Annotated in this window: 24 protein-coding genes; 15 read left to right on the top strand and 9 right to left on the bottom strand. The window is 71.8% G+C overall.

What is annotated here, in order from left to right:
* Positions 1 to 109 precede the first annotated feature (109 nt).
* Both ACF1BH_RS24995 and ACF1BH_RS24990 read left to right on the top strand, forming a co-directional pair.
* Positions 110 to 1021, top strand: a complete 912-nt coding sequence (locus ACF1BH_RS24995; RefSeq protein ID WP_391645784.1) for a glycerophosphodiester phosphodiesterase — start codon at positions 110 to 112, stop codon at positions 1019 to 1021.
* Positions 1022 to 1233: 212 nt separating this feature from the next.
* A complete protein-coding gene (locus ACF1BH_RS24990; protein ID WP_391645782.1) occupies positions 1234 to 2412 on the top strand; it encodes an acyltransferase family protein in 1179 nt (392 codons plus the stop codon).
* 82 nt (positions 2413 to 2494) lie between these two features.
* Here ACF1BH_RS24990 and ACF1BH_RS24985 read toward each other — a convergent pair whose 3' ends face one another.
* Together ACF1BH_RS24985 and ACF1BH_RS24980 are read right to left on the bottom strand one after the other, a co-directional pair.
* A complete protein-coding gene (locus tag ACF1BH_RS24985) occupies positions 2495 to 3556 on the bottom strand; it encodes a DeoR family transcriptional regulator (RefSeq protein ID WP_391645780.1) in 1062 nt (353 codons plus the stop codon).
* A 180-nt stretch (positions 3557 to 3736) separates the two neighbouring features.
* Positions 3737 to 5416 carry a bifunctional 3'-5' exonuclease/DNA polymerase gene (locus ACF1BH_RS24980; protein ID WP_391645778.1) on the bottom strand — a complete coding sequence of 560 codons (1680 nt, stop codon included), beginning with the start codon at positions 5414 to 5416 and terminating at the stop codon, positions 3737 to 3739.
* A gap of 348 nt (positions 5417 to 5764) precedes the next feature.
* Between ACF1BH_RS24980 and ACF1BH_RS24975 the strand changes: the two genes are divergently transcribed.
* The 7 genes from ACF1BH_RS24975 (at position 5765) to ACF1BH_RS24945 (ending at position 11164) form a co-directional block, all read left to right on the top strand.
* Complete coding sequence (locus ACF1BH_RS24975; RefSeq protein ID WP_391645776.1) at positions 5765 to 6007, top strand: chaplin; 243 nt, start codon at positions 5765 to 5767, stop codon at positions 6005 to 6007.
* A gap of 243 nt (positions 6008 to 6250) precedes the next feature.
* Positions 6251 to 6658, top strand: coding sequence for a rodlin (locus ACF1BH_RS24970; protein ID WP_391646054.1), 408 nt, complete (start codon positions 6251 to 6253; stop codon positions 6656 to 6658).
* A 363-nt stretch (positions 6659 to 7021) separates the two neighbouring features.
* Complete coding sequence (locus ACF1BH_RS24965) at positions 7022 to 7255, top strand: chaplin (RefSeq protein ID WP_391645774.1); 234 nt, start codon at positions 7022 to 7024, stop codon at positions 7253 to 7255.
* A 272-nt stretch (positions 7256 to 7527) separates the two neighbouring features.
* Positions 7528 to 7818 carry a hypothetical protein gene (locus ACF1BH_RS24960; RefSeq protein WP_391645772.1) on the top strand — a complete coding sequence of 97 codons (291 nt, stop codon included), beginning with the start codon at positions 7528 to 7530 and terminating at the stop codon, positions 7816 to 7818.
* 231 nt (positions 7819 to 8049) lie between these two features.
* On the top strand, positions 8050 to 8460 hold the full coding sequence (locus ACF1BH_RS24955; protein WP_391645770.1) for a rodlin: 411 nt from the start codon (positions 8050 to 8052) through the stop codon (positions 8458 to 8460).
* A gap of 868 nt (positions 8461 to 9328) precedes the next feature.
* A complete protein-coding gene (locus tag ACF1BH_RS24950; protein WP_391645768.1) occupies positions 9329 to 9739 on the top strand; it encodes a rodlin in 411 nt (136 codons plus the stop codon).
* 579 nt (positions 9740 to 10318) lie between these two features.
* Positions 10319 to 11164, top strand: a complete 846-nt coding sequence (locus ACF1BH_RS24945; RefSeq protein WP_391645766.1) for a nitrilase-related carbon-nitrogen hydrolase — start codon at positions 10319 to 10321, stop codon at positions 11162 to 11164.
* A gap of 57 nt (positions 11165 to 11221) precedes the next feature.
* Here ACF1BH_RS24945 and tatA read toward each other — a convergent pair whose 3' ends face one another.
* Positions 11222 to 11428, bottom strand: a complete 207-nt coding sequence (gene tatA, locus ACF1BH_RS24940; protein ID WP_391645764.1) for a Sec-independent protein translocase subunit TatA — start codon at positions 11426 to 11428, stop codon at positions 11222 to 11224.
* A gap of 126 nt (positions 11429 to 11554) precedes the next feature.
* A complete protein-coding gene (locus ACF1BH_RS24935; protein WP_391645762.1) occupies positions 11555 to 11698 on the bottom strand; it encodes a hypothetical protein in 144 nt (47 codons plus the stop codon).
* Positions 11699 to 12014: 316 nt separating this feature from the next.
* On the opposite strand from ACF1BH_RS24935, the gene ACF1BH_RS24930 reads away from it, so the two are divergent.
* A complete protein-coding gene (locus ACF1BH_RS24930; RefSeq protein ID WP_030288466.1) occupies positions 12015 to 12254 on the top strand; it encodes a DUF397 domain-containing protein in 240 nt (79 codons plus the stop codon).
* A 259-nt stretch (positions 12255 to 12513) separates the two neighbouring features.
* Here the strand turns inward: ACF1BH_RS24930 and ACF1BH_RS24925 are convergent, their stop codons facing one another.
* Positions 12514 to 12996 (bottom strand): ATP-binding protein, encoded by a 483-nt coding sequence (locus ACF1BH_RS24925; protein WP_391645760.1) that lies wholly within the window; start codon positions 12994 to 12996, stop codon positions 12514 to 12516.
* Positions 12997 to 13310: 314 nt separating this feature from the next.
* Here ACF1BH_RS24925 and ACF1BH_RS24920 point away from each other — a divergent pair, with 314 nt between their 5' ends.
* From ACF1BH_RS24920 to ACF1BH_RS24910, 3 genes are all read left to right on the top strand, one after another.
* Positions 13311 to 14174, top strand: a complete 864-nt coding sequence (locus ACF1BH_RS24920; RefSeq protein WP_391645758.1) for a helix-turn-helix domain-containing protein — start codon at positions 13311 to 13313, stop codon at positions 14172 to 14174.
* Positions 14175 to 14258: 84 nt separating this feature from the next.
* On the top strand, positions 14259 to 15716 hold the full coding sequence (locus tag ACF1BH_RS24915; RefSeq protein ID WP_391645756.1) for an aldehyde dehydrogenase family protein: 1458 nt from the start codon (positions 14259 to 14261) through the stop codon (positions 15714 to 15716).
* A 104-nt stretch (positions 15717 to 15820) separates the two neighbouring features.
* Positions 15821 to 16459, top strand: coding sequence for a PadR family transcriptional regulator (locus tag ACF1BH_RS24910; protein WP_391645754.1), 639 nt, complete (start codon positions 15821 to 15823; stop codon positions 16457 to 16459).
* Positions 16460 to 16491: 32 nt separating this feature from the next.
* Here the strand turns inward: ACF1BH_RS24910 and ACF1BH_RS24905 are convergent, their stop codons facing one another.
* The 3 genes from ACF1BH_RS24905 to ACF1BH_RS24895 form a co-directional block, all read right to left on the bottom strand.
* Positions 16492 to 17886, bottom strand: a complete 1395-nt coding sequence (locus ACF1BH_RS24905) for a glutamate decarboxylase (protein WP_391645752.1) — start codon at positions 17884 to 17886, stop codon at positions 16492 to 16494.
* Between the two features lie 145 nt (positions 17887 to 18031).
* On the bottom strand, positions 18032 to 18751 hold the full coding sequence (leuE, locus tag ACF1BH_RS24900) for a leucine efflux protein LeuE (RefSeq protein WP_391645750.1): 720 nt from the start codon (positions 18749 to 18751) through the stop codon (positions 18032 to 18034).
* Positions 18752 to 19010: 259 nt separating this feature from the next.
* A complete protein-coding gene (locus ACF1BH_RS24895) occupies positions 19011 to 19379 on the bottom strand; it encodes a YbjQ family protein (RefSeq protein WP_030288486.1) in 369 nt (122 codons plus the stop codon).
* A gap of 312 nt (positions 19380 to 19691) precedes the next feature.
* On the opposite strand from ACF1BH_RS24895, the gene ACF1BH_RS24890 reads away from it, so the two are divergent.
* A complete protein-coding gene (locus ACF1BH_RS24890) occupies positions 19692 to 20396 on the top strand; it encodes a DedA family protein (protein ID WP_391645748.1) in 705 nt (234 codons plus the stop codon).
* 355 nt (positions 20397 to 20751) lie between these two features.
* The gene (locus ACF1BH_RS24885; RefSeq protein ID WP_391645746.1) at positions 20752 to 22506 is read left to right on the top strand and encodes a threonine/serine exporter family protein; all 1755 of its coding nucleotides are present in this window, start codon (positions 20752 to 20754) and stop codon (positions 22504 to 22506) included.
* Between the two features lie 127 nt (positions 22507 to 22633).
* On the opposite strand, the gene ACF1BH_RS24880 is transcribed toward ACF1BH_RS24885, so the two are convergent.
* Complete coding sequence (locus ACF1BH_RS24880; protein ID WP_003968257.1) at positions 22634 to 23128, bottom strand: inorganic diphosphatase; 495 nt, start codon at positions 23126 to 23128, stop codon at positions 22634 to 22636.
* Between the last annotated feature and the right edge of the window lie 76 nt (positions 23129 to 23204).

Genomic DNA, 23204 nt, shown 5'->3' with positions numbered 1-23204 from the left:
GGCGACCGTCGAGGAGTGCCGTCCGCCGGGACCGTGCGGGCTCCCGGCGGTGCGGCACGGGGCGGGGCCGCCGCGGTGCCGTCCGGCGGGCGAGCGACCTGGAGGCACCGTGCCGCACATACCCCGACGGCGCGCCGCCGCCGTCACCCTGCTCGCCGCCCTCGCCACCGGCACCGCCCTCACCGCACCGGCCGCCCGGCCCGGGCCCCGGTCCGCGGTCGCCCCGGCCGCGTATCCCCGTGGCGCATCCGGCGACCTCGGTCCGCCGACCGCCCCCGCCGTCGCCTCCCCGCTGGTCATCGCGCACCGCGGCGCGGCCCGCCGGGCGCCGGAGAACACCCTCGCCGCCGTCGACGCGGCCCACCGCGCCGGGTTCACCTGGATCGAGAACGACGTCCAGCGCACCAAGGACGGACAGCTCGTCGTCGTCCACGACACGACGCTGCGCCGCACCACCGACGCCGCGCGCGCCCTGCCCGGCCGCGCCCCCTGGCGGGTGGCCGATCTCACCGCCGCCGAGATCGCCCGGCTCGACGCCGGGAGCTGGTTCGCTGCACGGTTCACGGGGGAGCGGGTGCCGACCCTCACCCGCTATCTGCGCCGCCTGGACCGCCACCACCAGTCACTGCTGCTGGAGTTGAAGAACCCCGACCGCTACCCCGGCATCGAGTCCCAGGCCCTCCGCCTGCTGCGCGCCGAGGGCTGGCTCGACCGCACCCACCGCGGACGGCTCGTCATCCAGAGCTTCAGCGCCCGCTCCGTCCGCACCGTCCACCGCCTCGACCCGCGCCTGCGCACCGCCGTCCTCGGCGCACCCGCCCTCCGCGACGCCGCCCGCTACGCCCGCTTCGCCGACGGCATCAACCCGCCGCTGGACCAGCTCACCCCGCGCTGGGCCGCCGCCGTCCACCGGCTGCGCGGCCCGCACGGCGACCCGCTGCGCATCTACGGATGGGGCCCCGGCGCGACGCCCGACGCCCCCGCCGCGGCGGCGCGAGGAATCGACGGAGTTGTCGCATAACGTGCCCAGGGACGGGATCCGGCCCTTGTCCGGCCCGGTCAGGGCGGGGATTTACGGGATTCGCGCGGCAGAGCTAAGGTGCCTGAGATGTTCGACGCCGCCACGCCCCCCGCATACGTATGGAGACGCAGAATCCGGCCGATGGGTTCCTTCGTGGCACCCGGCGCGATTGCTCGTCCCGCCCCTCCTCTGGGCTCGTACCGGGAGGGCCCTTGACGAACGACATACCCGACCACGGCGACCGCCGCGTCCCGATGCCCCCGCAGGCCATCGCCGGCGGCGCCACCGCCACCGCCCTCGCCCCGCCCGCCGCAGCCGTACCGCGGCAGTCCCCGACGCCGCGCCAGGACGCGGCGCCCGCGCCGAAGAAGCAGCGCGACGCGTTCTTCGACAACGCGAAATACCTCGCCATCGTGCTGGTGGCGATGGGCCACGCCTGGGAACCGCTCCGGGACGGCAGCCGTGCCGCGGCCGCTCTCTACATGACCGTCTACGCGTTCCACATGCCGGCGTTCATCATCATCTCCGGCTATTTCTCGCGCAGTTTCGACATGCGCAAGGACCGGCTGCAGCGCCTGATCACCGGCGTCGCCGTGCCGTACATCCTCTTCGAGACGGCCTACACCTTCTTCAAGCGGTGGGCGGACGACGACCCCGGATACCCCATCAGCCTCCTGGACCCCTGGTACCTCACCTGGTTCCTGATCGCGCTCTTCATCTGGCGGCTGACCACCCCGCTGTGGAAGATCGTCCGCTGGCCGGTCCCGCTCACGCTCGCCATCGCCGTCGCCGCCTCCCTCTCCCCGGAGATCGGTGACGACCTCGACCTCCAGCGGGTCCTGCAGTTCCTGCCGTTCTTCGTCCTCGGACTGAACCTCAAGGCCGAGCACTTCCAGCTCGTCCGCAACCGCCGGGCCCGTATCGCCGCTGTGCCGATCATGGCCGGTGCGCTGCTCTTCGCGTACTGGGCCGCGCCGCGGATGAACGCCGCGTGGTTCTACCACCGCTCGGCCGCGCAGGAACTCCACGCCCCCTGGTGGAGCGGCGCCGTCATGACGCTCGCCATGTTCGGCTGCTCGCTCGTCCTCGTCGCCTGCTTCCTCGCCTGGATCCCGGGCCGCACGATGTGGTGCACCGCCCTCGGCGCCGGCACCCTCTACGGCTATCTGCTGCACGGCTTCCTCGCCAAGGGCTCCCGCTTCTGGGGCTGGTACGACGTCTCCTGGGTGCACACCCCGTGGGGCGCGATCGTGCTGACCCTCATCGCGGGCACCGTCATCACGCTGCTGTGCACCCCGCCCGTCCAACGCGTCTTCCGCTTCGCGATGGAACCCAAGATGGACTGGGCGTTCCGGAAGGACCCGGTGGGCGCCGCCCGCCACCGCGGCTGACCTTCCCCCGAGCAGACAGGGCGCCCGCCACCGGAAGACTCCGGAGGCGGGCGCCCTGCCGTCCGCCACGGCCCGGCGGACGTCACGCCCGGTGCGTCTCCTCGGACACCAACTCGTAGCGCACACCCAGCGAGTGCAGCGCCTCCTGCTCCTCCTGCGGCAGCTCCGTATCGGAGATGACGAGGTCGAAATCGGCGAGCGGCGCCAGCTCGTAGAGCGCCTGACGGCCGAACTTCGAATGGTCGACGAGCAGCACCTTCCGCCGCGCCGCGGCCATCAACGCCCGCTTGACCAGGACGTTTTCCTGCGCCTGGTGGTAGCAGTGGCCGTTGTCGACGGCTGAGGTGGACAGGAACGCGACATCGGCGCGGAAGCTGCGGGCGCTGTCGGCGGTGGACATGCCGAGGAAGGCGTTGAACGCCGCGTGGTACTCCCCGCCCAGCGCGATCACCCGGATGTCGGGCTCCTCCGCCAACTCGTTGATCACCTGGAGGGAGTTGGTGATGACGGTGTACGCACCGCGCGAGGAGAGCGCCCGGGCCAGCGGCAGCGCCGTACTGGAGTCGTCGATGATCACGGCCTGCCCCGGCTCGGCGATGGCCAGCGCCGCCGCGCAGATCGCCTCCTTCGCCGCGACCTGCTCATTCCCCCGCCACCTGGCATTGGACTCGAAGAGCGCGTTCGGCGCGGCCGTCGCCCCGCCCCGCACCTTCCGCAGCCACCCCTGGTGCTCCAGCGTGTCCAGATCCCGGTGCACGGTCATCTGGCTGACGCCCAGCTCCTGCACCAACTCCTCGATCGTCACCTGCCCCTCGGCCAGCACCCGGTCCGCGATCCGCTTACGACGCTCCCGCGGGCTCAGCTTGGCGGGCGGTTCGGCCACGTCCGCCTGACCTGCGGCCGCCCGCTCCGAGGTGGCCTGCTCCGGGGCGGCCTGCGGGCGATCGGCCGCGGGCCCGGCGGTCCGCGGGGCCGCTTCCGGGGTGCGCGGGCCGGCCGCTGCCGGGCGTTCCGCCTCCGGATCCGGCCGGTCCGTCCCCGGGCTCCGCCGACCCGCCGCCGGGCCCGACCGCTCGGTCTCCGGGGCCCGGCCGTGCGGGCCCCCGTCCGTGACCGAGGCCCGATTGCCTTCGCTGTCGGTCAACGCGTCGTCCCTTCGCGGATCGGATGTCGGCCGCCCTCAGCCCGGCCGGCCTCCCTGAGGGCTCCCCGCCATCCCCGACGGGACAGCCCTTACCCGGGATTTTAGGTCGTGCCCTCGAATCGGCGTGCGGGCTGTGGACCGACGCCCGAACCACCACCCGGCCGCCCCCGCCGCCGGCCCTCACTTCGCGTCCCCGTAGCAGTCCACCACCGCCGTCGTGAACGGGAACCGCACCGGGGTCGGGCCGAACGCCAGACGCCCCGCCGCGTCCGCCGCCGACGCGACGGCCGCCGCGACCGTCTCCGCCTCCTCGGCGGGGCAGTGCACGATCACCTCGTCGTGCTGGAAGAACACCAACTCCGCCCGCAGGCCCGCCTCGTGCAAGGTGCGCCGCAGCCCGGCCAGGACCAGCAGCGCCCAGTCGGCGGCGCTGCCCTGCACCACGAAATTCCGGGTGAACCGGCCGCGCGCCCGCGCCGCCGCGCCCCCGCCGTACCCGGAGCCCTCCGTTTCCTCCTCCTGCGGCAGCCCGGCCTCCTCCGGCGGCGCCACCGACGCGGGCGGGCAGGTACGCCCCCACCACGTCCGCACCAGCCGCCCCTCCTCACCGGCCCGCGCCGCCTCGTCGACGTACGCCACCGCCGCGGGATAACGCCGCCGCAGATCGGCCAGATGCTTCAGCCCGTCCCCGGACGTCTGCCCGTAGATCGCGCCCAGCAGCGCCAGCTTGGCGCGGTCCCGGTCGCCCCCGAAGGCCCGCGCGGCGAGGTCCGCGTACAGATCACGGCCGGTGCCCGCGACCTCCATCAACCCGCGGTCCCGCGACACCGCCGCCAGCACCCGCGGCTCCATCTGGTCGGCGTCGGCCACCACCAGCCGCCACCCCGGATCGGCCCGCACCGCCCGCCGTACCACCTTCGGCACCTGGAGCGCGCCGCCGCCGTTCGTCGTCCAGCGGCCGGAGACCGTCCCGCCCGGCAGATACGCGGGCCGGAACCGCCCCTCGTGCACCCACTGCTGCAACCACGACCAGCCGTGCGCCGTGTGCAGCCGGTACAGCGCCTTGTACGCCAGCAGCGGCGCCACCGCCGGATGGTCGATCCGCTGCAGCTCCCACTTACGCGTCGAGCTCAGCGCGATGCCCGCGCCCGCGAACGCCCGGACGATGTCCTGCGGCAGATCCGGCCGCACCCGCGCCCCGCCGAACGCCCGCGACACCTCCTCGGCCAGCTCCGCCATCCGCCGCGGCTCCAGCCCGCCGGGGAACCGCTCACCCAACAGCTCGTCCAGCAACGCCCGGTGCACATCGGCCCGCCACGGCACCCCGGCCCACGTCATCTCCGCCGCGACCAGCATCCCCGCCGACTCCGACGCCAGCAGCAACCGCATCCGCTCCGGCCGCTCCGCCCGCTCCGTGCGCGCCACCTGGCCCGCGTAGACCTCCAGCAGCGCCGTCAGCTCGTCCGTCCCCGGCGGCAGCGGCACCGGGCCCGGCTCGAACAGCGACGGCTGGGTGTCGGCCGCCCGCACCGGCGCATCCGGCGGCACCGGCAGCCCCCGCAGCCGCGCCCACGCCGCCGCCAGCGACCGCGGCTGCCCCCGCTGCCCCTCCTCGTGCCCGATCAGCAGCGCCTCCGCCGCCTCGACGTCGTAACACCGCTCCACCCGCAGCCCCGCCGCCAGCAGTTCGCGGTACAGCCCGGGCGTGGAGCGCCACACCCACCGCTCCACCTCGGGCCGGGCCCGCACCGCCGCCGCGAGCGAGGGCTCCCGCACCACCGGCCCCGCCGGTCTGCCGTCCGGAGTGAGCGGGCAGAGACGCACACCCCCGTCGCCCGTCTCCGCCACCGCCCATCTCATGCCAGGAGTCTTGCAGCAGGGTCTGACAATCGCTCTGACCAGCCGTTTCGCGGCGGCGATCGACGCTTGCGCCGGGGGCGGCCGGCCGGCCGGACCGGGCGCGGGGGCGTCCGGCCGGGTGGGCGGCGGCCGTCCGGGCGAGGCGTGCGGGCGACCGGCCCGCGCAGCCCGCACGCCCGCGCAGGTCATCCACCGCGGGCCGCTACGAACACTCCTGCCCCGGATTCACCCGAAAGTGGCGTCACCCGTTGGTGGTTCATGCGTTGAACAGCTTGTCGCCCCGCGCGGCTGTGCGTCGCGTATGCGTACGCACATGTCCCGAAAGCTGCTTCAGTGAAGAGGTTCGCCGTGAAGTTTGTCTCCAAGGCCGCCGTTCTGTCCGTCGCCGCGGGTATCGCCGTCATCGGCGGTGCCGGTGTCGCCTCCGCCCACGGTGCCGGCGCCGAGGGTGCCGCCGTCAACTCCCCCGGCGTCATCTCGGGCAACAACATCCAGGTCCCGGTCGACGTCCCCATCAACGTCTGCGGCAACACCATCAACGTCGTCGGGCTGCTCAACCCCGCGTTCGGCAACACCTGCGTCAACGGCTGACGCCTCCCCGGCAGGCGCCCGTACGCCACGGACGCCCGCCCCGAAGGCCGGCCCGGGACCCACGGTCCCCGGCCGGCCTTCGCCGTTCCCGGGACACGGTCCGCGGTACCACGCCACCCGGATGCGGTGATATCTGCCTACGGATTCGCGTCATTCGGGTGAACCCGCGAAACCGTGCCCTGCGAAGTGAGTTGTCCAGGACGCTCCGGATACGGGCACTCCGCTTCGAAAGGGTAAATCGTGATCAAGAAGGTCCTGGCCACGACGGCCGTAGCCGCGTCCCTCGTCGGCATCTCGGCGACCGTCGCCCCCCAGGCGATGGCGATCGGCAACGACAACGGCACCTCCACGGTCAACGGCAACGGTGCCAAGACCGCGTTCGGCAACTCCACCACCAAGGGCGAGATGAGCCCGCAGCTGGAGCTGGTCCAGGGCTCCCTGAACAAGCTCTGCGTCGGCCTGCCGCTCAAGGCGAACGTCGGCTCCCTCATCGGTCTCGTCCCGATCGCCGTTCAGGACGTCAACGTCCTGTCCAACCCGCAGAACCAGCAGTGCACCGAGAACTCCACCCAGGCCAAGGGCGACGAGCCGCTGTCGCACCTCCTGGACGACATCTCGGCGCTGTCCGGGAACGGCGTCGGCAACGGCTGACACCGCCGTCGGCCGCCGGTCCGGTCCCCCGGTTCTCTCCTCCCGGACGGACCGGACCGGCGGCACCCGCCCCGCGTACACCAGGCGGGGCAGCACCACCCCTCTCGGTAGGAATTCGTATTCGGCGAATCCCTCGTACGTGTGTCCCGCGTGATGTCGACGGTGCCGCCGCGCTTTTATGTGGCGGCAATCGCCGGACGGGTCCAGGCCGTTCGGACGATTTTTCCGAAAACTTCGCCGCGGGAGTTTCGTTGGCGAGGGGACATCGTTACCAATATCGGCAGCGGAGTGACGGGCGGCGTTTGCGCCCGTGCGGCACGAAGGACGTGTGCGCTACCGATCCGCTGCAGGAAAGGGCTCAAAGTGAAGTACACCAAGATCGCCGCTGTTGCCGCCGGTGCCCTGATGGCCGTCGGTGCCGCCTCCCCCGCGTTTGCCGACGCGGGCGCCTCGGGTGTCGCCGCGAACTCTCCCGGCGTCCTCTCCGGTGACAACATCGAGGTGCCGATCCACCTGCCGGTCGAGGTGTGCGGCAACACCATCGACATCATCGGCCTGCTCAACCCGGCCTTCGGCAACACCTGCGTCGCCGACTGATCCGAAGCTTTTCGGATTGCGTTGTCCCGATCGGCCCCGGTGCACATTCCGTGTACCGGGGCCGACCGGTGCCCGCCCCGAATTCGCTGCGCCCCTGGAAAGCCGCGCGCCTTTTCGGTACCCGTTCCGGGCAACACGCATGTTCGGGGGTTTCTCCGCGCGCAGGGACTCGTTGGGCAGAGGGAATGCGGTGATCCGAGCAGCGAAGTGAATGCTCACGTGGCCGGGATGTCGCGCCCCGTCGAACACCGCCCGAGAAGGGACAGTTCACAGTGAAGTACGCGAAGTCAGCCGCCGTTCTGGCCGGTTCCGTCATGGCTCTCGGCGCGGCTGTTCCCGCTTTTGCGAACGAGCAGCCGACGTCGCCGAGCATGAGCCTCAACGGCGGTCTCAACGACGCGCTCCACAGTGAGCAGCTCGACGGTCACCAGATCCGGCCGCTGGTCGACACCGTCACGGGCGTGGCGAAGACGGCGAAGTCCGGTCCGAAGAAGATCCTGGGTGGCGCCACGGGGGCGACCCAGGGCGGAAAGCTGCTCGGCGGCCTGCCGCTCGGGAAGTAATTCCGTACGCGGAGCGCGGCGACGGGTGCGGGAAAGCTCAGCACCGGAGAATTCTCCGTCCGCGGCGCCGGATGCCCCGTGTTCCTGTGATCGCTTCCCAGGCGATTCCGATCAGGTAATTGACAGATCGGGGACGCCAGCTCATTTGAGTGAATCAGCGCAACTCGGCCGGACGGTCGAAGTTGGGCATGTTGCCCGGCCCCGGGCAACCCGGAAAACGAAGGACAATCAATGATCAAGAAGGCTCTGGCGACCGCAGCCGCGGCTGCGTCCATCGTTGGTATCGCCGCCGCTGCCGCCCCGCAGGCGATGGCGATCGGCAACGACCACGGCACGAGTTCCGTCAACGGCAACGGCGCCATGCAGGCGTACGGCAACTCCTCGACGTACGGCTCCATGAGCCCGCAGATCGGTCTCATCCAGGGCTCGCTCAACAAGCCCTGCATCGGTCTGCCCGCCAAGGCGAACATCGGCTCGCTGATCGGTCTCGTGCCGATCTCGCTCCAGGACATCAACGTGCTGTCCTCGCCGCAGAACCAGCAGTGCACCGAGAACTCCACCCAGGCCAAGGGTGACGAGGCGCTGTCGCACATTCTGGACGACATCCCGCTGCTCTCGGGCAACGGCGCCGGCAACCACTGACCGGCACCCGCTGACCCGGGCCGCCCGGCCCTCCTTCTTCCGGGCGGCCCGGGTTTCCCTTTGCCCCCTTCCGTTTCCCCTTCGAACGGGATCCGGTGTGGTGATGCGTACGGATATCGAAGGGGTGCGTGTACGGGTTACGGAAATGCGTGCGCGAGGAATGCGGGGAGGGGAAATCCGGGTGACGGAAAGGGTGCCGGAAAAAGTCGGGACGGAATGCCCGGCATTGTTACCGGTACGTGACCATTACAGGCCCGGGTCATTCGTTGGTCATGGTGTGTGGAGGGACGCATGCCCATGCGTTCGCGGGATTGATGGGGTTGCGGACGTGTGGGCATGCCGCCGGAAGCGGCACCGGGCCCGTGTCGCCGAGGAATCGGCGGCGCGGGCCTCGTGTGTGTCCGGACCTGTACGCCGGGACTGCTGCGCGGCGGCGACGGCCCGGTCGGCGGTTTCCTTCCTCTGTGCCGGCCGGCGGGGAGCTTGCCGCCGCCGGCGCCCGGAACGGCGTTCGGCGGCTCCGTCGCCGGCGTCAGGAGGGCGGTCTGCCCCGTGAGCGCGGCCGCGTGATCCAGCGGCGCCGACGCGTCCGGCAGCGGCGCCGCCACGGCGGACCACCGGCGGTGCGCCGACGTGCCCTCCCGCCGCCCCGCTGACCTCGTACTTCCCGGTGGCGCCGGCCGGCGCGGGGCGTCGCGGCCAAGGGAGGCGACGGGCGGGGGAGAGGGTGCGTGTGAGCGAAGGGTGACGGCCGGGCGCCCGCCGGATCGCCATCTGTTCGGGTGACGGGCCGGAACCAGGGGCGGTGTGGCGGGTTGTTGAAACAGGGCTTCTGTACCGGAAGTCCGTGTACCGAAGGGTTTGCACGATGAAGAAGATCATGGCCGGCGCCGCTGTCGCGGCGTCGGTGCTCGGCCTCACCGCCGCGGCGGCCCCGCAGGCGATGGCGACCGGCAACGACCACGGGACGACCACCGTCAACGGCAACGGCGCCGAGACCGCCTACGGCAACTCCACCACGCACGGCAAGCTCAGCCCCTCGGCCGGCCTGGTCCAGAGCTCGCTGAACGACCTGTGCCTCGGTGTGCCGGTCAAGGCGAACGTCGGCTCGCTGATCGGCCTGCTGGTGCCGGTCGCGGTCCAGGACGTCAACGTCCTGTCCAACCCGCAGAACCAGCAGTGTGCCGAGAACTCCACCCAGGCCAAGGGCGACGAGCCGATCTCGCACGTCCTGGACGACATCCCGGTGCTGTCCGCGAACGGCGCGGGCAACCACTGACGGCCCGGCGGCCCGGCTGCCGCGTACGCCCCGGTCACCGGGGCGTACGGATACGGAGCCGGGCCGTCGTTCGCCTCGGGCCCGGAGCGTGGCGTGGTGAGGTCGCCGCGTTCCGGGCCCCGGGGTGGGCGGGGAAGGGGGCGAGGGGCTTGCCGTGAGTGGCGGGCCCGCGGTGGGGGAAATGCTCGGCGGCCGGCCGAGCGGATCCGGCGGGCCGCTCGGCCTGGGCCGCCCGGTCGAGGCGACCGTCGGCATCGCCGGACGACTCGACCGCAGCGCCGTCGTCCTGCGGGCCCGGTGGCGCTGCGGCTGGAAGCCACCCGGCGCGGACGACGGCTGTGCGGATCAACGCGCCAGGGGCCTTCTCCGGTACGGGAAGGATCGTTCTTTCCCTCATTGGTGGGACCGGGCACCCAGGGGGTTTGAAGCGGCTCGAACGGAGCGGCGGGACGCGCCGTTCCCCGCCGCGTGCGCCGGGGGCGGGTGCGGGAGGCGGCGCACGCCGGGGCCGAAGCCGGTGTCCTCTGCGAAAATGGCAGGACAAACCGCTCAAAAGCGACGAAAAAGGGGGAGTGTGGCATGCGAATAGCGCTGGCGCAGACCGACTGCCTGCTGGGGGACGTGGAAGGGAACCTCGCGGTCGCCCGGGAGCAGATCGAGCGGGCCGGGGCGGAGGGCTCGGATCTGGTGGTCTTCCCCGAACTGAGCCTGCACGGCTACCACTTGGGCGCCTTGGAACGGGACGTCTCCGTGGAGGTGCGGGACCCGCGGCTGCTGGAGCTGAGCACGCTCGGCCCGGACATCGTGATCGGGTTCCACGAGCACACCGGCCTGCGCGCGTACAACACCTCGGCGTACTACGCGGCGGGCGAGCTGAAGCACGCGCACCGCAAGCTCTACCTGCCGAACTATCTGGCCTGGGAGGAGCGCAAGCATGTCAGCCCCGGGCAGTCGATGCGCGCGTACGACCTGGGCGAGCGGTCGGGCGGCGGACGGGCGGCGACGCTGGTGTGCAACGACGCCTGGCAGCCGGTGCTGCCGTGGCTGGCGGTGCAGGACGGCGCGGAGGTGCTGTTCGTGCCGACGAACAGCGCGGCGAGCCTGGACCCGGAGGCGATGGACACCGGCCTCTACTGGGACACCCTGCTCTCGTACACCGCGAGGATGCTCCAGTGCTGGGTGGTCTTCGTCAACCGGGTCGGCAGTGAGCACGGCGCGACCTTCTGGGGCGGCTCACGGGTGGTGGATCCCCGGGGCGCGGTGGTGGCGCAGGAGCCCAAGTGGGAGCCCGCGCTCGTCGCCGTCGACGTCGACCCGTCCGAGGCGCGCCGGCAGCGCCGCGCCGTGCCGCTGGTCGCCGAGGCCCGGCTCGGGCTCGTGGACCGCGAGGTGCGGCGGCTGATCGACGAGGGCGGGGACCACTGAGCGGCCCCGCGGGGCCGCCGGGCCGGTCGCTGCGGGGCTGTCGGCCCGCGGGCCGGGTCAGCGTCCGGCGGTCGTCGCCTCCGCGCGGGGAGCGGCGGCGGGCTGCTCAGGGGTGTCGCCGGCGCGGTCGTCCTTGAGGGCCTTCGCCTCCGACTTCAGGATGCGCATCGAGCGGCCGAGGCCGCGGGCCATGTCCGGCAGCTTCTTCGAGCCGAAGAGCAGCACACAGGCAACGATGATCAGGATCAGGTGCCAGGGTTCCAAGGCGTTCCGGAGCATGGGGGCGCTCGCTTTCGTCGGGGGTGCCTGCGGACGTTCTGCCCAGTATGACCGGAACGGTCCCGGCGTCCGGCGGAGGGGGGCATCCGGGGGAAGGGTGTCCCTCGGTGTTCACCAGGGGGCTGCTCGGCCGTCGGGGCGTCGTTCCTCGCGCGGGGCGTGTGCGGAGAGCGTGACGGCGCGGTGCGCCGCGCGGCGGACGGCGTAGCGGGCGGCGGTGGCGACCTCGGGAAGCTTATTGAAAATGGTAACCATGTGGCGATGGTAGCCCGACGGTGCGGGGAGGTGCTCGCGGGCGGTGCGGCGACGTGAGGGGTTTGTGTCGATCGGGGCGGAGGCGGGCATCGGGGGCCGGAGGGAACCCGTTGGCGCCGGTGTGCGTCCCAGCGGCGACCGGTGGGGCGAGCGGGGTGGGTGGGGGCGACGGGGCTCGGGTGGGCTTTCCGTGTTTGACGTGCGGTAACGGCGTCGGCACCGCCCGTCGTGCACGTGCATCTGTACATGCATCTGCATGTGAACCTGGTTATGCTGCCACGTAGTTGAACGTCAGTCATGATCCGGGGGAGCCCCTGTGCCGCACGCATACAACGGGATGGCCGCGACCGATCTCCCCGGCGCCGCCTGGCAGAAGAGCCGCCACAGCAACTCGCAGGGGTCCTGCGTGGAGTTCGCCAAGCTTCCCGGCGGGGAGATCGCGGTACGGAATTCGCGTTTCCCCGAGGGGCCGGCGCTGATCTACACGCCCGCCGAGGTCGAGGCGATGCTGCTCGGCGTCAAGGACGGCGAGTTCGACCACCTGATTCGCGACTGACCGCGGAGGAGCGCGGTCGAGGCGTATCGCCGCAGGTCAGAGGTGTTTTACGGAGGCGCGGGCCGGAGATGGTCCGCGCCTTGGGGTGCGTGGATGCCGGTCCTGCTCGCGCCGCCGCCGTCGGGTGCGTACGCCTTTGCGGGTGCCCGTCGCCGCGTCCGGGGGCAGGCGGGCGCCGGGGCCCTGTGGTGGTGGCCCCGGCGTGCGCTGCGTCCGTGACGGTCCGGCCCGGGAGCCGCGCGGGCCCCCGGGCGGGGGGTTACGGAACCCGGAAGAGGGCCCAGACGATCTTGCCGTGCGGGGCGCCGGAGAGCGGCTGCCAGCCCCAGCTGTCGCTGAACGACTCCACGAGATACAGCCCGCGGCCGCCCTCCGCGCCGAAGTCCGCCTCGCCGGCGACCGGCGAATCGTCGCTGGGGTCGCGCACCGCGCACACCAGCCGCGAGGACCAGTGCATCAGGTGCAGCCGGGCCGGCGGGGTGTCGTCCGTCAGCTGCGGGGCGGCGAGGACCGCATGGCGCAGGGCGTTGGTGACCAGCTCGGAGACGACCAGTTCGACGCCGTCGAAGAGCCCTTCCAGGCCCCAGTCGCGGAGCGTGTCGCGGGTGAACTTCCGTGCGCCGCCCACCGATTCGTAGCGCGGTGGCAGCGAGCAGGAGGCGGAGCCGGAGACTGTCCAGGGGTCGACGGGAAAGACGCTCTGTCCTAATGGATCGAGCCTGGTCAAAACCTTGGTCCCCATGCGAGGCACTCCTGGCGTTCGCGGACGTCATGACCCGGCCGGTCTAGCGGGGTCTGGCGGATCTTTCACGAGCGTGCATGCGTGCGACGCCCATGGTTCCGAATGCGTACGCCAGATGCAAGGGCAGATGCACGTGCACGTGCCGGGGTTGCGAGGATGGATTCCGGTTCGCGGTGAATTCTTCTCCTGTGCAGGGTGTGGAGAGCATGGGCGGACCTCACATATCAGTAACCGGCTGAGCACTCAACGACGCAGGAACGTGGCAGACTGCCGGGCTATGTTGGGCGGGTCGGGGCCAGGGGAGAGGCGAAACGGTGTCGGCAAGTGAGTCGAACGGGTCGGTGGTGCGGAGGATCCTGCTGGGATCGCAGCTGCGCCGACTGCGGGAGTCGCGCGGCATTACGCGCGAGGCGGCGGGTTACTCGATCCGGGCCTCCGAGTCCAAGATCAGCCGCATGGAGCTGGGGAGGGTCAGCTTCAAGTCCCGCGATGTGGAAGACCTGTTGGCGCTGTACGGCGTGAGCGACGAGCAGGAACGTGCCGCACTGCAGTCCCTGGCGCGCGAGGCCAACGTCGCGGGCTGGTGGCACAGTTACTCCGATGTGCTCCCCGGCTGGTTCCAGACATATATCGGCCTGGAAGGTGCCACCTCGCTGCTGCGCACCTATGAAGTGCAGTTCATCCATGGCCTGTTGCAGACGGAGGAGTACGCCGACGCGGTGGTGCGGCGTGGGATGCCGGACGCCACGCCGGAGGAGATCGAGCGCCGGGTCGCGCTCCGGCTGGAGCGGCAGAAGCTGCTGGTCGCCGAGCGCCCGACGGAGTTCCACTGCGTACTCGACGAGGCCGCGCTGCGTCGCCCGTACGGTGAGAGACAGGTGATGCGCGAGCAGTTGAGACATCTCATAGAGGTGTCGGAACGGCCGAATGTGCGCCTTCAGGTGATGCCCTTCCAGATGGGCGGCCACTCCGGGGAGAGCGGCGCGTTCACGATGCTGGGTTTCCAGGAGGACGGACTGCCGGACATCGTCTATCTGGAGCAGCTCACCAGTGCGCTCTACGTGGACAAGCCCGAGGAAGTCGCCCAGTACGCACGGGTGATGGGGCGGTTGCAGGAGGAGGGGCCGAGCCCCGCGGAGAGCCGGGACCTTTTGCGTGGTCTACTCCAATTGATGTGACGCGTGGGTAGGATGACTTGCCATCAGGAGGCAATACCCCACAACTGGGCGCCGCGCGCGCCCAGTTCTCCAGATCGGGATGGCATGTCCTACTTCGACGACTTGGCGTACCAGTTCATCGACGGCGAGTGGCGCTCCGGCAGCGGCTCGTGGGACATCGTCGATTTCAATCCCTACAACGGGGAGAAGCTGGCCTCCATACCCGTCGCCACGGCGGCGGAGATCGACGAGGCGTACCGTGCCGCGGAGCGCGCGCAGCAGGCGTGGGCCGACACCAACCCGTACACCCGGCGGCTGGTCTTCGAGCGGGCGCTGCGGATCATCGACGACCGGGAGGCGGAGCTGGCCGCGGCGATCTCCGCGGAGGTCGGCGGCACCCACGCCAAGGTCGGGTTCGAGCTGTATCTGGTCCGGGAGTTCCTGCGCGAGGCGATGCAGCTGGCGCTGCGGGCCGAGGGCCGCATCCTGCCGTCGCCGATCGACGGCAAGGAGAACCGCCTCTACCGGCTGCCGGTCGGCGTCGTCGGGGTGATCAGCCCGTTCAACTTCCCGCTGCTGCTGTCGATGAAGTCGGTCGCCCCGGCGCTGGCGCTCGGCAACGCCGTCGTCCTCAAGCCGCACCAGAACACCCCGATCTGCGGCGGCGGTCTGGTCGCGCGGATCTTCGAGGAGGCCGGGCTGCCGGCCGGGCTGCTGAACGTCGTGGTCACCGACATCGCCGAGATCGGTGACGCGCTGATCGCGCACCCGGTCCCCAAGGTCATCTCGTTCACCGGCTCCGAGAAGGTCGGCCGGCACGTCGCGACGGTCGCCGCCGGGCACTTCAAGCACGCCGTGCTGGAACTGGGCGGCAACAGCGCGCTGGTCGTCCTCGACGACGCGGACATCGACTACGCCGTGGACGCCGCGGTCTTCAGCCGCTTCATCCACCAGGGCCAGGTCTGTATGGCGGCCAACCGGGTGCTGATCGACCGGTCGGTGGAGCAGGAGTTCACCGAGAAGTTCGTGGCGAAGGTCGCGTCCCTCAAGGTGGGCGACCCGGCCGATCCGGCGACCCACATCGGGCCGCTGATCAACGAGGGCCAGGCCGAGGCGATCACCTCGCTGGTCGGGCGCGCGGTCGGCGAGGGCGCCACCGCGCTGCTGCACGGCAAGAGCGACGGCACGCTCGTCGGGCCCAGCGTGCTCGGCGGGGTGGCGGAGGACTCGTGGCTGCTGGGCCAGGAGATCTTCGGTCCGGTGGTGGTGCTGGTGCCGTTCGACGGGGACGACGACGCGGTGCGGCTGGCCAACGCGACGCCGTACGGGCTGAGCGGCGCGGTGCACACCGCCGACATCGAGCGGGGCGTCCGGTTCGCCAAGCGCATCGAGACCGGCATGATCCACATCAACGACGGCACGGTGCACGACGAGCCGATCGTGCCGTTCGGCGGGGAGAAGAGCTCCGGCGTGGGCCGCCTCAACGGCGAGGCGATGGTGGAGGCGTTCACCACCACCAAGTGGATCTCCATCCAGCACGGCCGCTCCCGCTTCCCGTTCTGACGGCGGCGGCGTACGCCCCGGGGCGCTGCTCCCGGGGCGGCCCCTAGGCTGGTGGCACCGGGAGCGCCGGTCAGCGCGATCCGGGTGCGGCGGACGGAGGGGCGATGTCGGCGATGCGGTTGCTGGTCCTGGGCGCCGTCCGGCAGCACGGGCGGGCCCACGGCTATCAGGTGCGGGGCGATCTGGAGTACTGGGGCGCACACGAGTGGGCGCAGGCCAAGCCCGGGTCGATCTACCACGCGCTCAAGCAGATGGCGAAGCAGGGACTGCTGCGCGCCCATGACGCCGCGCCGAGTCCGGACGGCGGTCCGCCGCGTACCGAGTACGAGATGACGGACGCCGGTGAGGCCGAGTTCTTCGCGCTGCTGCGGGATGCGCTGGCGCGGCCCGGTCAGCGCAACGACGTGCTCAGCGCCGGGCTCGGTTTCCTGGTGGAGCTGGAGCGGGCGGAGGCGGTGGCGCTGCTGCGGGAGCGGGTGCGGGCCCTGGAGGAGTGGCGGGCCACGGCGACCGAGGAGTACGCGCCCGAGGGGCCCGGTGCGCTCGGGCACATCGGCGAGATCATGCGGATGTGGGTGGACGCCGCCGATCACGGTGCGGCGTGGACCCGCGGGCTGATCGCGCGGATCGAGGGCGGGGCGTATGTCTTCGCGGGGGAGGGCGAGCCGTTCGTCGGGGTGCTGGCGGCGGGCGCGGAGAACCCGTACGCGACGGGTGAGGTCCATCCCGGGGACGAGGCGTAGGGCTGCCGGCGGAGCGCCCGGCCGCTCCGGTGTCAGTGGTGGAACGCGGTGGCTTTGCGGACGGGACGTTGCAAAGGGCAGGGCTGAGCGCGGAGTTCCGGCAGGAGCTGCGACAGGTCGCCGAGGAACAGGTCGGACAGGTCGTGGGAGAAGCCGTTGCGGCAGACCACCCGGAGGACGGAAAGGTCCTCGCGGTTGGCCGGGAAGGTGTACGCGGGCACCAGCCAGCCGCGTTCCTTCAGCCGCCGGGAGACGTCGAACACGTCGAAGGCGGTGGTGCCGGGGGCGGTGGTGAAGGCGAAGACCGGGAGCTCGTCGCCGTGGGTGAGCAGGGTGAAGTCGCCGAGCGCGGCGATGCGGGAGGCCAGTGACGTCGCGACGTCCCGGGTGGCCTGCTGGACGGCGCGGTAGCCCTCGCGGCCCAGCCGCAGGAACGTGTAGTACTGCGCCACGACCTGGGCGCCGGGCCGGGAGAAGTTCAGCGCGAAGGTCGGCAGGTCGCCGCCGAGGTAGTTGACGCGGAACACCAGCTCCTCCGGGAGCATCGCCGCGTCGCGCCACAGGGCCCAGCCGACACCGGGGTAGACCAGGCCGTACTTGTGGCCCGAGGTGTTGATCGAGGAGACCCGGGGGAGGCGGAAGTCCCAGGTCAGGTCCGGGTCGAGGAAGGGCGCGACCATACCGCCGGAGGCGCCGTCGACATGGACGGGGATGTCGAGGCCGGTGCGCTCCTGGAGGGCGTCGAGCGCCGCGCAGACCTCGGCGACCGGTTCGTAGGAGCCGTCGAAGGTGGAGCCGAGGACGGCGACGACGCCGATGGTGTTCTCGTCGCAGAGGTCCGCGGCGGCCCGCGGGTCGAGGTGGAAGCGGTCGCCCTCCATGGGGACCTGGCGCGCTTCGACCTCCCAGAAGGTGCAGAACTTCTCCCAGCAGACCTGGACGTTGGTGCCCATGACGAGGTTGGGGCGGGCGCCCGCGCGGTCCTTCGCCAGGCTCCAGCGGCGCTTGAAGGCCATGCCGGCGAGCATGCACGCCTCGCTGGAACCGGTGGTCGAGCAGCCGACGGCGGCGGCCGGGTCGGGGGCGTGCCACAGGTCGGCGAGCATCGCCACACAGCGCCGCTCCAGTTCGGCGGTGCGCGGGTACTCGTCCTTGTCGATCATGTTCTTGTCCCGGCACTCGGTCATCAGCGCGGTGGCCTGCGGCTCCATCCAGGTGGTGACGAACGTCGCGAGGTTGAGCCGGGCGTTGCCGTCGAGCATCAGCTCGTCGTGCACGTACTGATAGGCGGTGTGCGGGGCGAGCGGGCCGTCCGGGAGCGTGTGCCGGGGCGGCGTCTCGTCCATGCCGCCGATCGGGTCGGCCTCGCCGTAGAAGGGGTTGACCGGGTGGCCGGGCCGCGCCGACGCGCCTTTGTGCAGGGTCATGGCCGCACCTCCTCGGCCGACCCTAGGGCGGTGGAGGGCGGGCGGCCCGCGGGGCGGGGCCGGGGGAGCGAGGGGCGCGCGGCCCGGGCGCGTACCCGCGGTCGGGGCGCCCGGGCGGCGGGGCCCGGGCGCTGCGAGGGCCGGGTCAGCCCGTCCCGGCGAGGGAGAGCTTGGCGGCGAAGCCCAGGAAGGCGGCGCCGGCGCCCGCGGAGAGGCCCGCGGTCAGCTTCCGGCGGCGCCGGAACGTCGCGGCCAGATACGTACCGCTGAAGATCAGGACCGACAGGTAGGTGAGGCTGAACAGCTGCGCCCAGGCGCCCAGGGCCAGGAAGGACAGCACCGGGTGCGCGTAGGACGGGTCGACGAACTGCACGAAGAAGGAGATGAAGAACAAGATCGCCTTCGGGTTGAGCAGGCTCACCACCAGGGCCCGGCGGTACGGGCGCTCCACCGGCTCCTTGCCGTCGCCGGCCGGGGCCTCGGCGGCGGCCGCCTCGGCCATCGCGGTCGCGGCGGTCGGCCCGGTGCCGGCCGCCGTCCCGCCGGACGTACGGGCCGCCCGGCCGCGCCACAGGGCCACCGCGCCACGCAGCATCCCGACGGCCAGCCAGGTCAGATAGCCGGCACCGGCGAACTTCACGATCGCGAACAGTACCGGGCTGGCCTTGAGGAGTGAGGCGACGCCGCCCGCCGACAGGGCCATCAGCACCGTGTCCCCGCAGACCACCCCGGCGGCGGCGCGGTAGGCGACGCGGGGGCCGAGCCGGGCCGCCACCGAGACGACGTAGAGCGAATTCGGCCCCGGCAGCAGGATGATCAGAGCGAGGCCCGCCAAATAGGTGGAGAGGTCAGTTATCCCGAACATGGGCCGCAGAATCTCACCCGGGGCCCGGCGCGCCACAGGTCTTTCAGCATGCGGACGCCCCGGACCACGAGGGCGTCCGGGGCGGGAGCCCGGCGGCGGGGCGGACGGGCGCGGGGGCCCGGCGGCGGGGCGGACGGGCGCGGGGGGCCCGGCCGGGCCGGGTGCAGGTGTGCCGCGCGCCCCTCGTCCGGGGGCGCTCCGGCCGGGCGGTGCGCGGGCCGGGGCGGGTTGTCGCGGAGGGCGCCCCGGCCCGTGCGGGTCAGCTCTTCGGGGCGAGGACCACGGCGGTGCCGTAGGCGCAGACCTCGGTGCCGACGTCGGCCGCCTCGGTGACGTCGAAGCGGAACATCAGGACCGCGTTGGCGCCGCGCGAGCGGGCCTGCTCGATCAGCCGCTCCATGGCCTGGTTACGGGTCTCGACCAGCGTCTTGGTCAGGCCCTTCAGCTCGCCGCCGATCATCGACTTCAGTCCGGCGCCGATCTGGCTGCCCAGATGGCGCGAGCGGACGGTCAGTCCGAAGACCTCGCCGATGACCTGCTGCACGGTGAAGCCGGGGACGTCGTTCGTCGTCACCACCAGCACGTCGGACTGGGCCTGCTGTCCGCCGCCGAATTCCTCGATGCCCATACGTCTCGCACTTCCTTCACTGTGTGGCGCCTGTGACGCAAGCATCGCCCGCATCCCGCGGCCGGGCATCCTCCGCCGGGACGAGCGACCGCCGGCACCCCCTCCGACCTGCGGCGGAGATCCCCTCCTACCGGTCGGCCGGAGCACTGTGCCCGGAGTGCGGCGGCCCGGCCGGTCCCGGGCGGGCGGGTGGCGGGAACCGTGTCCGACCGGTCGGCGTTGATAGCTTTGGGCCCGCACACGCGCCCGATCCCCGCCGCTTCCTCCGTCGCACCGCAGATCCGGCGCCCTCGACACAGGAGCCTTCACCCCGTGAACACTCTCGCGCTCGGCCCTCAGTGGCTGGACCCGGATTTCCTGATCGGCACCTTCGGTCTGATCGGCGTCCTGGTCATCGTCTTCGCGGAGTCCGGCCTGCTGATCGGGTTCTTCCTGCCGGGCGACTCCCTGCTGTTCACCACCGGTCTGCTGGTGACCACCGGCAAGATGGACAAGCCGCTGTGGCTGGTGTGTGCGCTGGTGGTGCTGGCCGCGGTCCTCGGTGACCAGGCCGGATATCTCTTCGGCCGGAAGGTCGGCCCGTCGCTCTTCAAGCGGCCCGACTCCAAGCTCTTCAAGCAGGAGAACGTCGAGAAGGCCCACGAGTTCTTCGAGAAGTACGGACCGAAGTCGCTGGTCCTGGCCCGCTTCGTGCCGATCGTGCGGACGTTCACGCCGATCATCGCGGGCGTGAGCCGGATGAACTACCGCTCGTTCCTCACCTTCAACGTCATCGGCGGCTCCCTGTGGGGCGCCGGGGTCACCCTGCTCGGCGCCGCGCTGGGCAACGTCGAGTTCGTGCACAAGAACATCGAGGCCATGCTGGTCCTGATCGTGCTGATCTCCGTCGTGCCGATCGCCATCGAGTACCTGCGGGCCCGCGGCAAGGCCAAGAAGGCGGAGGCGGCGGGGGCCGAGCAGGCGCTGGCCGGCGGCGCGCCGGGCGACGCCCGCCGAGGCCGCCACGCCAAGCGCTGAGGAGGCCGGACGGCGGCGCCGGAATTCCCCCGCCGCTGTCCGGAGCCGACCCCGCGCCGGGCCTTCCGTACGCCCCTCGACCGCCCGTCCCCACGCCCGGGGGCGGGCGGTTCGCCGTGGGGCGCGCGGGCGTGCTCCCGGTACGGGATGCGCCTCCACACCATCCCGCCGCACTCCCGTACTCTCCCCTCGGTCGCGCCCTTCGGGGCATGACCCCCGGCGCCGTCGGGAATGTGCAGTTCATCCTGTCCGACTCCTTTGTCGGAACCGGTCAACCCCCGCCCCGCGCGCCCGGAAGCGTCATCAGGCATCGTGTCCTTGACGGTCGCAGGAGGCGTACGAGGAGCGAAGAAACGTGGCGTCGGACCCACAGCGCGGCCAGCGCTCCACCAACGGCACACCACACCCCCAGAACGGCTACCACCGCGGGCGGAACAGCAACAGCGGCAACAGCCCGGCCGAGCCGCCCGACGAGGACAGAAAGCCGACGTCGGACGAGGGGCGCAGCGCCTTCACGCCACCGCTGGGCGTCCCCCAGCCCCCGCTGCCCGAGGACGAGTCCAGCACCACCTCCGAATTCGCGCTGCCCGAGGGGCTGAGGCCGGAGGCCCCCGCGGAGCAGGAAGGTTCAGCCTTCGCCCCGCCGGGCGGCGCGCCCACCGGCGGCTTCCCCGCCTTCACCCCGCCGCACGGCATTCCGGTGCTCAGCCTCACCAAGGAGGCGCCGTGGCAGGACCGCATGCGGACCATGCTGCGGATGCCGATCCACGAGCGTCCCACCCCGGAGCGCACGGAGCGCGCCGACGACGAGACCGGGCCCGCGGTGCCCCGCGTCCTCGACCTCACCCTGCGTATCGGCGAGATCCTGCTCGCCGGCGGTGAGGGCGCCGAGGACGTCGAGGCGGCGATGTTCGGCGTCGCGCACGCCTACGGGCTGGAGCGCGTCGAGCCGACCGTCACCTTCACCCTGCTGTCCATCTCGTACCAGCCGTCGCTGGTCGACGACCCGGTCACCGCCAGCCGTACCGTGCGGCGCCGCGGCGTCGACTACACCCGGCTGTCGGCGGTCTTCCGGCTGGTCGACGACATCACCTCCGAGGGCATCACCCTGGAGGAGGCGTACCGCGGGCTCGCCGAGATCCGCCGTAACCGCCACCCGTTCCCCACCTGGGCGCTGACGCTCGCCTCCGGGCTGCTCTCCGGCGGCGCCTCGATACTGGTCGGCGGTGGTCTGCTGGTCTTCGTGGCCGCCGCGGTCGGCTCGATGCTCGGCGACCGGCTGGCCTGGCTGGCGTCCGGGCGCGGGCTGCCGGAGTTCTACCAGTTCGTGGTGGCCGCGATGCCGCCCGCCGCCATAGGTGTCGGCTTCGGCCTGGCGCACGCCAACGTCCAGGCGTCCGCGGTCATCACCGGTGGGCTCTTCGCCCTGATCCCGGGGCGGGCCCTCGTCGCGGGCGTCCAGGACGGGCTGACCGGTTATTACATCACCGCCGCAGCCCGCCTCCTGGAGGTCGTCTACCTCATCGTCGGCATCGTCGTCGGCGTGCTCGGCATCCTCTACATCGGCCTCCAGCTCGACCCCGGGCTCAAGCGGCTCAACCCCGAACAGGCGCTGCACGTCTACAACGAGCCGCTGGTGCAGACCGGCGCGTCCATGCTGCTGGCGCTCGCCTTCTGCGTCCTGCTCCAGCAGGAGCGGCACACGGTGGCGTTCGCGACCATCAACGGCGGGGTGGCCTGGGTCGTCTACGGCGCCCTCGCCAACGTCGCCGGGCTCAACGCGGTGCCGTCCACGGCCATCTCGGCCGGTCTCGTCGGCCTTTTCGGCCAGCTGTTGTCCCGTTACCGCTACGCCTCGGCGCTGCCGTACGTCACCGCGGCCATCGGCCCGCTGCTGCCCGGTAGCGCCACGTACTTCGGGCTGCTCAACTTCGCCCAGGGCAACCTCCTCGACGGCATCGCCTCGCTGATCAAGGCGGCATCGCTGGCGCTCGCCATCGCCGTCGGCGTGAACCTCGGCAGCGAGGTCGCCCGGCTCTTCCTGCGCGCCCCCGGGCCGGAGATGCCCGGCGCCGGCCGCCGCGCGGCCAAGCGCACCCGCGGCTTCTGACCATCGGCCGGACTGCGCCGTACGCGAACGGGCGGCACCCCGAGTGGGTGCCGCCCGTTGCGTTACGGAAATCAGCGCGCCGTGCGCCGGGTCCGGGGGCCTGCGACGGCCTCCGGGGAGCCCGGTGTCAGTGGGCGCCGCCCTGCGCCTCCAGGCGCTTGTAGGAGGCCTCGATCTCGGCCTCGGCCTCGGCGCGGCCGACCCAGTCGGCGCCCTCGACGGACTTGCCCGGCTCCAGGTCCTTGTAGACCTCGAAGAAGTGCTGGATCTCCAGGCGGTCGAACTCCGAGACGTGGTGGATGTCCCGCAGGTGCTCGACGCGCGGGTCGGACGCCGGGACGCACAGCAGCTTGTCGTCGCCGCCGGCCTCGTCGGTCATCCGGAACATGCCGATGGCGCGGCACTTGATGAGGCAACCGGGGAAGGTCGGCTCGTCCAGGATGACCAGCGCGTCCAGCGGGTCGCCGTCCTCGCCGAGGGTGTTCTCGACGAAGCCGTAGTCCGCCGGGTAGCTGGTCGAGGTGAAGAGTCGACGGTCCAGGCGGATCCGACCGGTCTCGTGGTCCACCTCGTACTTGTTCCGCGAACCCTTCGGGATCTCGATGGTGACGTCGAACTCCACGGGTGGCTCCTCCATGATCAACACATAGGTCTGGTGATTAAGTGTCCCCCACGCAGGTGGGTGCTGGCGAAAGGGG

This window comes from Streptomyces sp. NPDC014733 (genome assembly GCF_043083385.1).
Lineage (GTDB): Bacteria > Actinomycetota > Actinomycetes > Streptomycetales > Streptomycetaceae > Streptomyces.
Note: the sequence above shows the minus strand (reverse complement) of the source record. Positions and strands in the feature narration are given on the sequence as shown.

Bases quoted from the DNA above. Each gene is read 5' to 3' on its own strand.
- ACF1BH_RS24980 (WP_391645778.1), bottom strand. From the start codon at position 5,416: ATGAGATGGGCGGTGGCGGAGACGGGCGACGGGGGTGTGCGTCTCTGC.
- ACF1BH_RS24955 (WP_391645770.1), top strand. From the start codon at position 8,050: ATGATCAAGAAGGCTCTGGCGACCGCAGCCGCGGCTGCGTCCATCGTT.
- ACF1BH_RS24950 (WP_391645768.1), top strand. From the start codon at position 9,329: ATGAAGAAGATCATGGCCGGCGCCGCTGTCGCGGCGTCGGTGCTCGGC.
- ACF1BH_RS24945 (WP_391645766.1), top strand. From the start codon at position 10,319: ATGCGAATAGCGCTGGCGCAGACCGACTGCCTGCTGGGGGACGTGGAA.
- ACF1BH_RS24935 (WP_391645762.1), bottom strand. From the start codon at position 11,698: ATGGTTACCATTTTCAATAAGCTTCCCGAGGTCGCCACCGCCGCCCGC.
- ACF1BH_RS24925 (WP_391645760.1), bottom strand. From the start codon at position 12,996: ATGGGGACCAAGGTTTTGACCAGGCTCGATCCATTAGGACAGAGCGTC.
- ACF1BH_RS24915 (WP_391645756.1), top strand. From the start codon at position 14,259: ATGTCCTACTTCGACGACTTGGCGTACCAGTTCATCGACGGCGAGTGG.
- ACF1BH_RS24910 (WP_391645754.1), top strand. From the start codon at position 15,821: ATGTCGGCGATGCGGTTGCTGGTCCTGGGCGCCGTCCGGCAGCACGGG.
- ACF1BH_RS24905 (WP_391645752.1), bottom strand. From the start codon at position 17,886: ATGACCCTGCACAAAGGCGCGTCGGCGCGGCCCGGCCACCCGGTCAAC.
- leuE (WP_391645750.1), bottom strand. From the start codon at position 18,751: ATGTTCGGGATAACTGACCTCTCCACCTATTTGGCGGGCCTCGCTCTG.
- ACF1BH_RS24895 (WP_030288486.1), bottom strand. From the start codon at position 19,379: ATGGGCATCGAGGAATTCGGCGGCGGACAGCAGGCCCAGTCCGACGTG.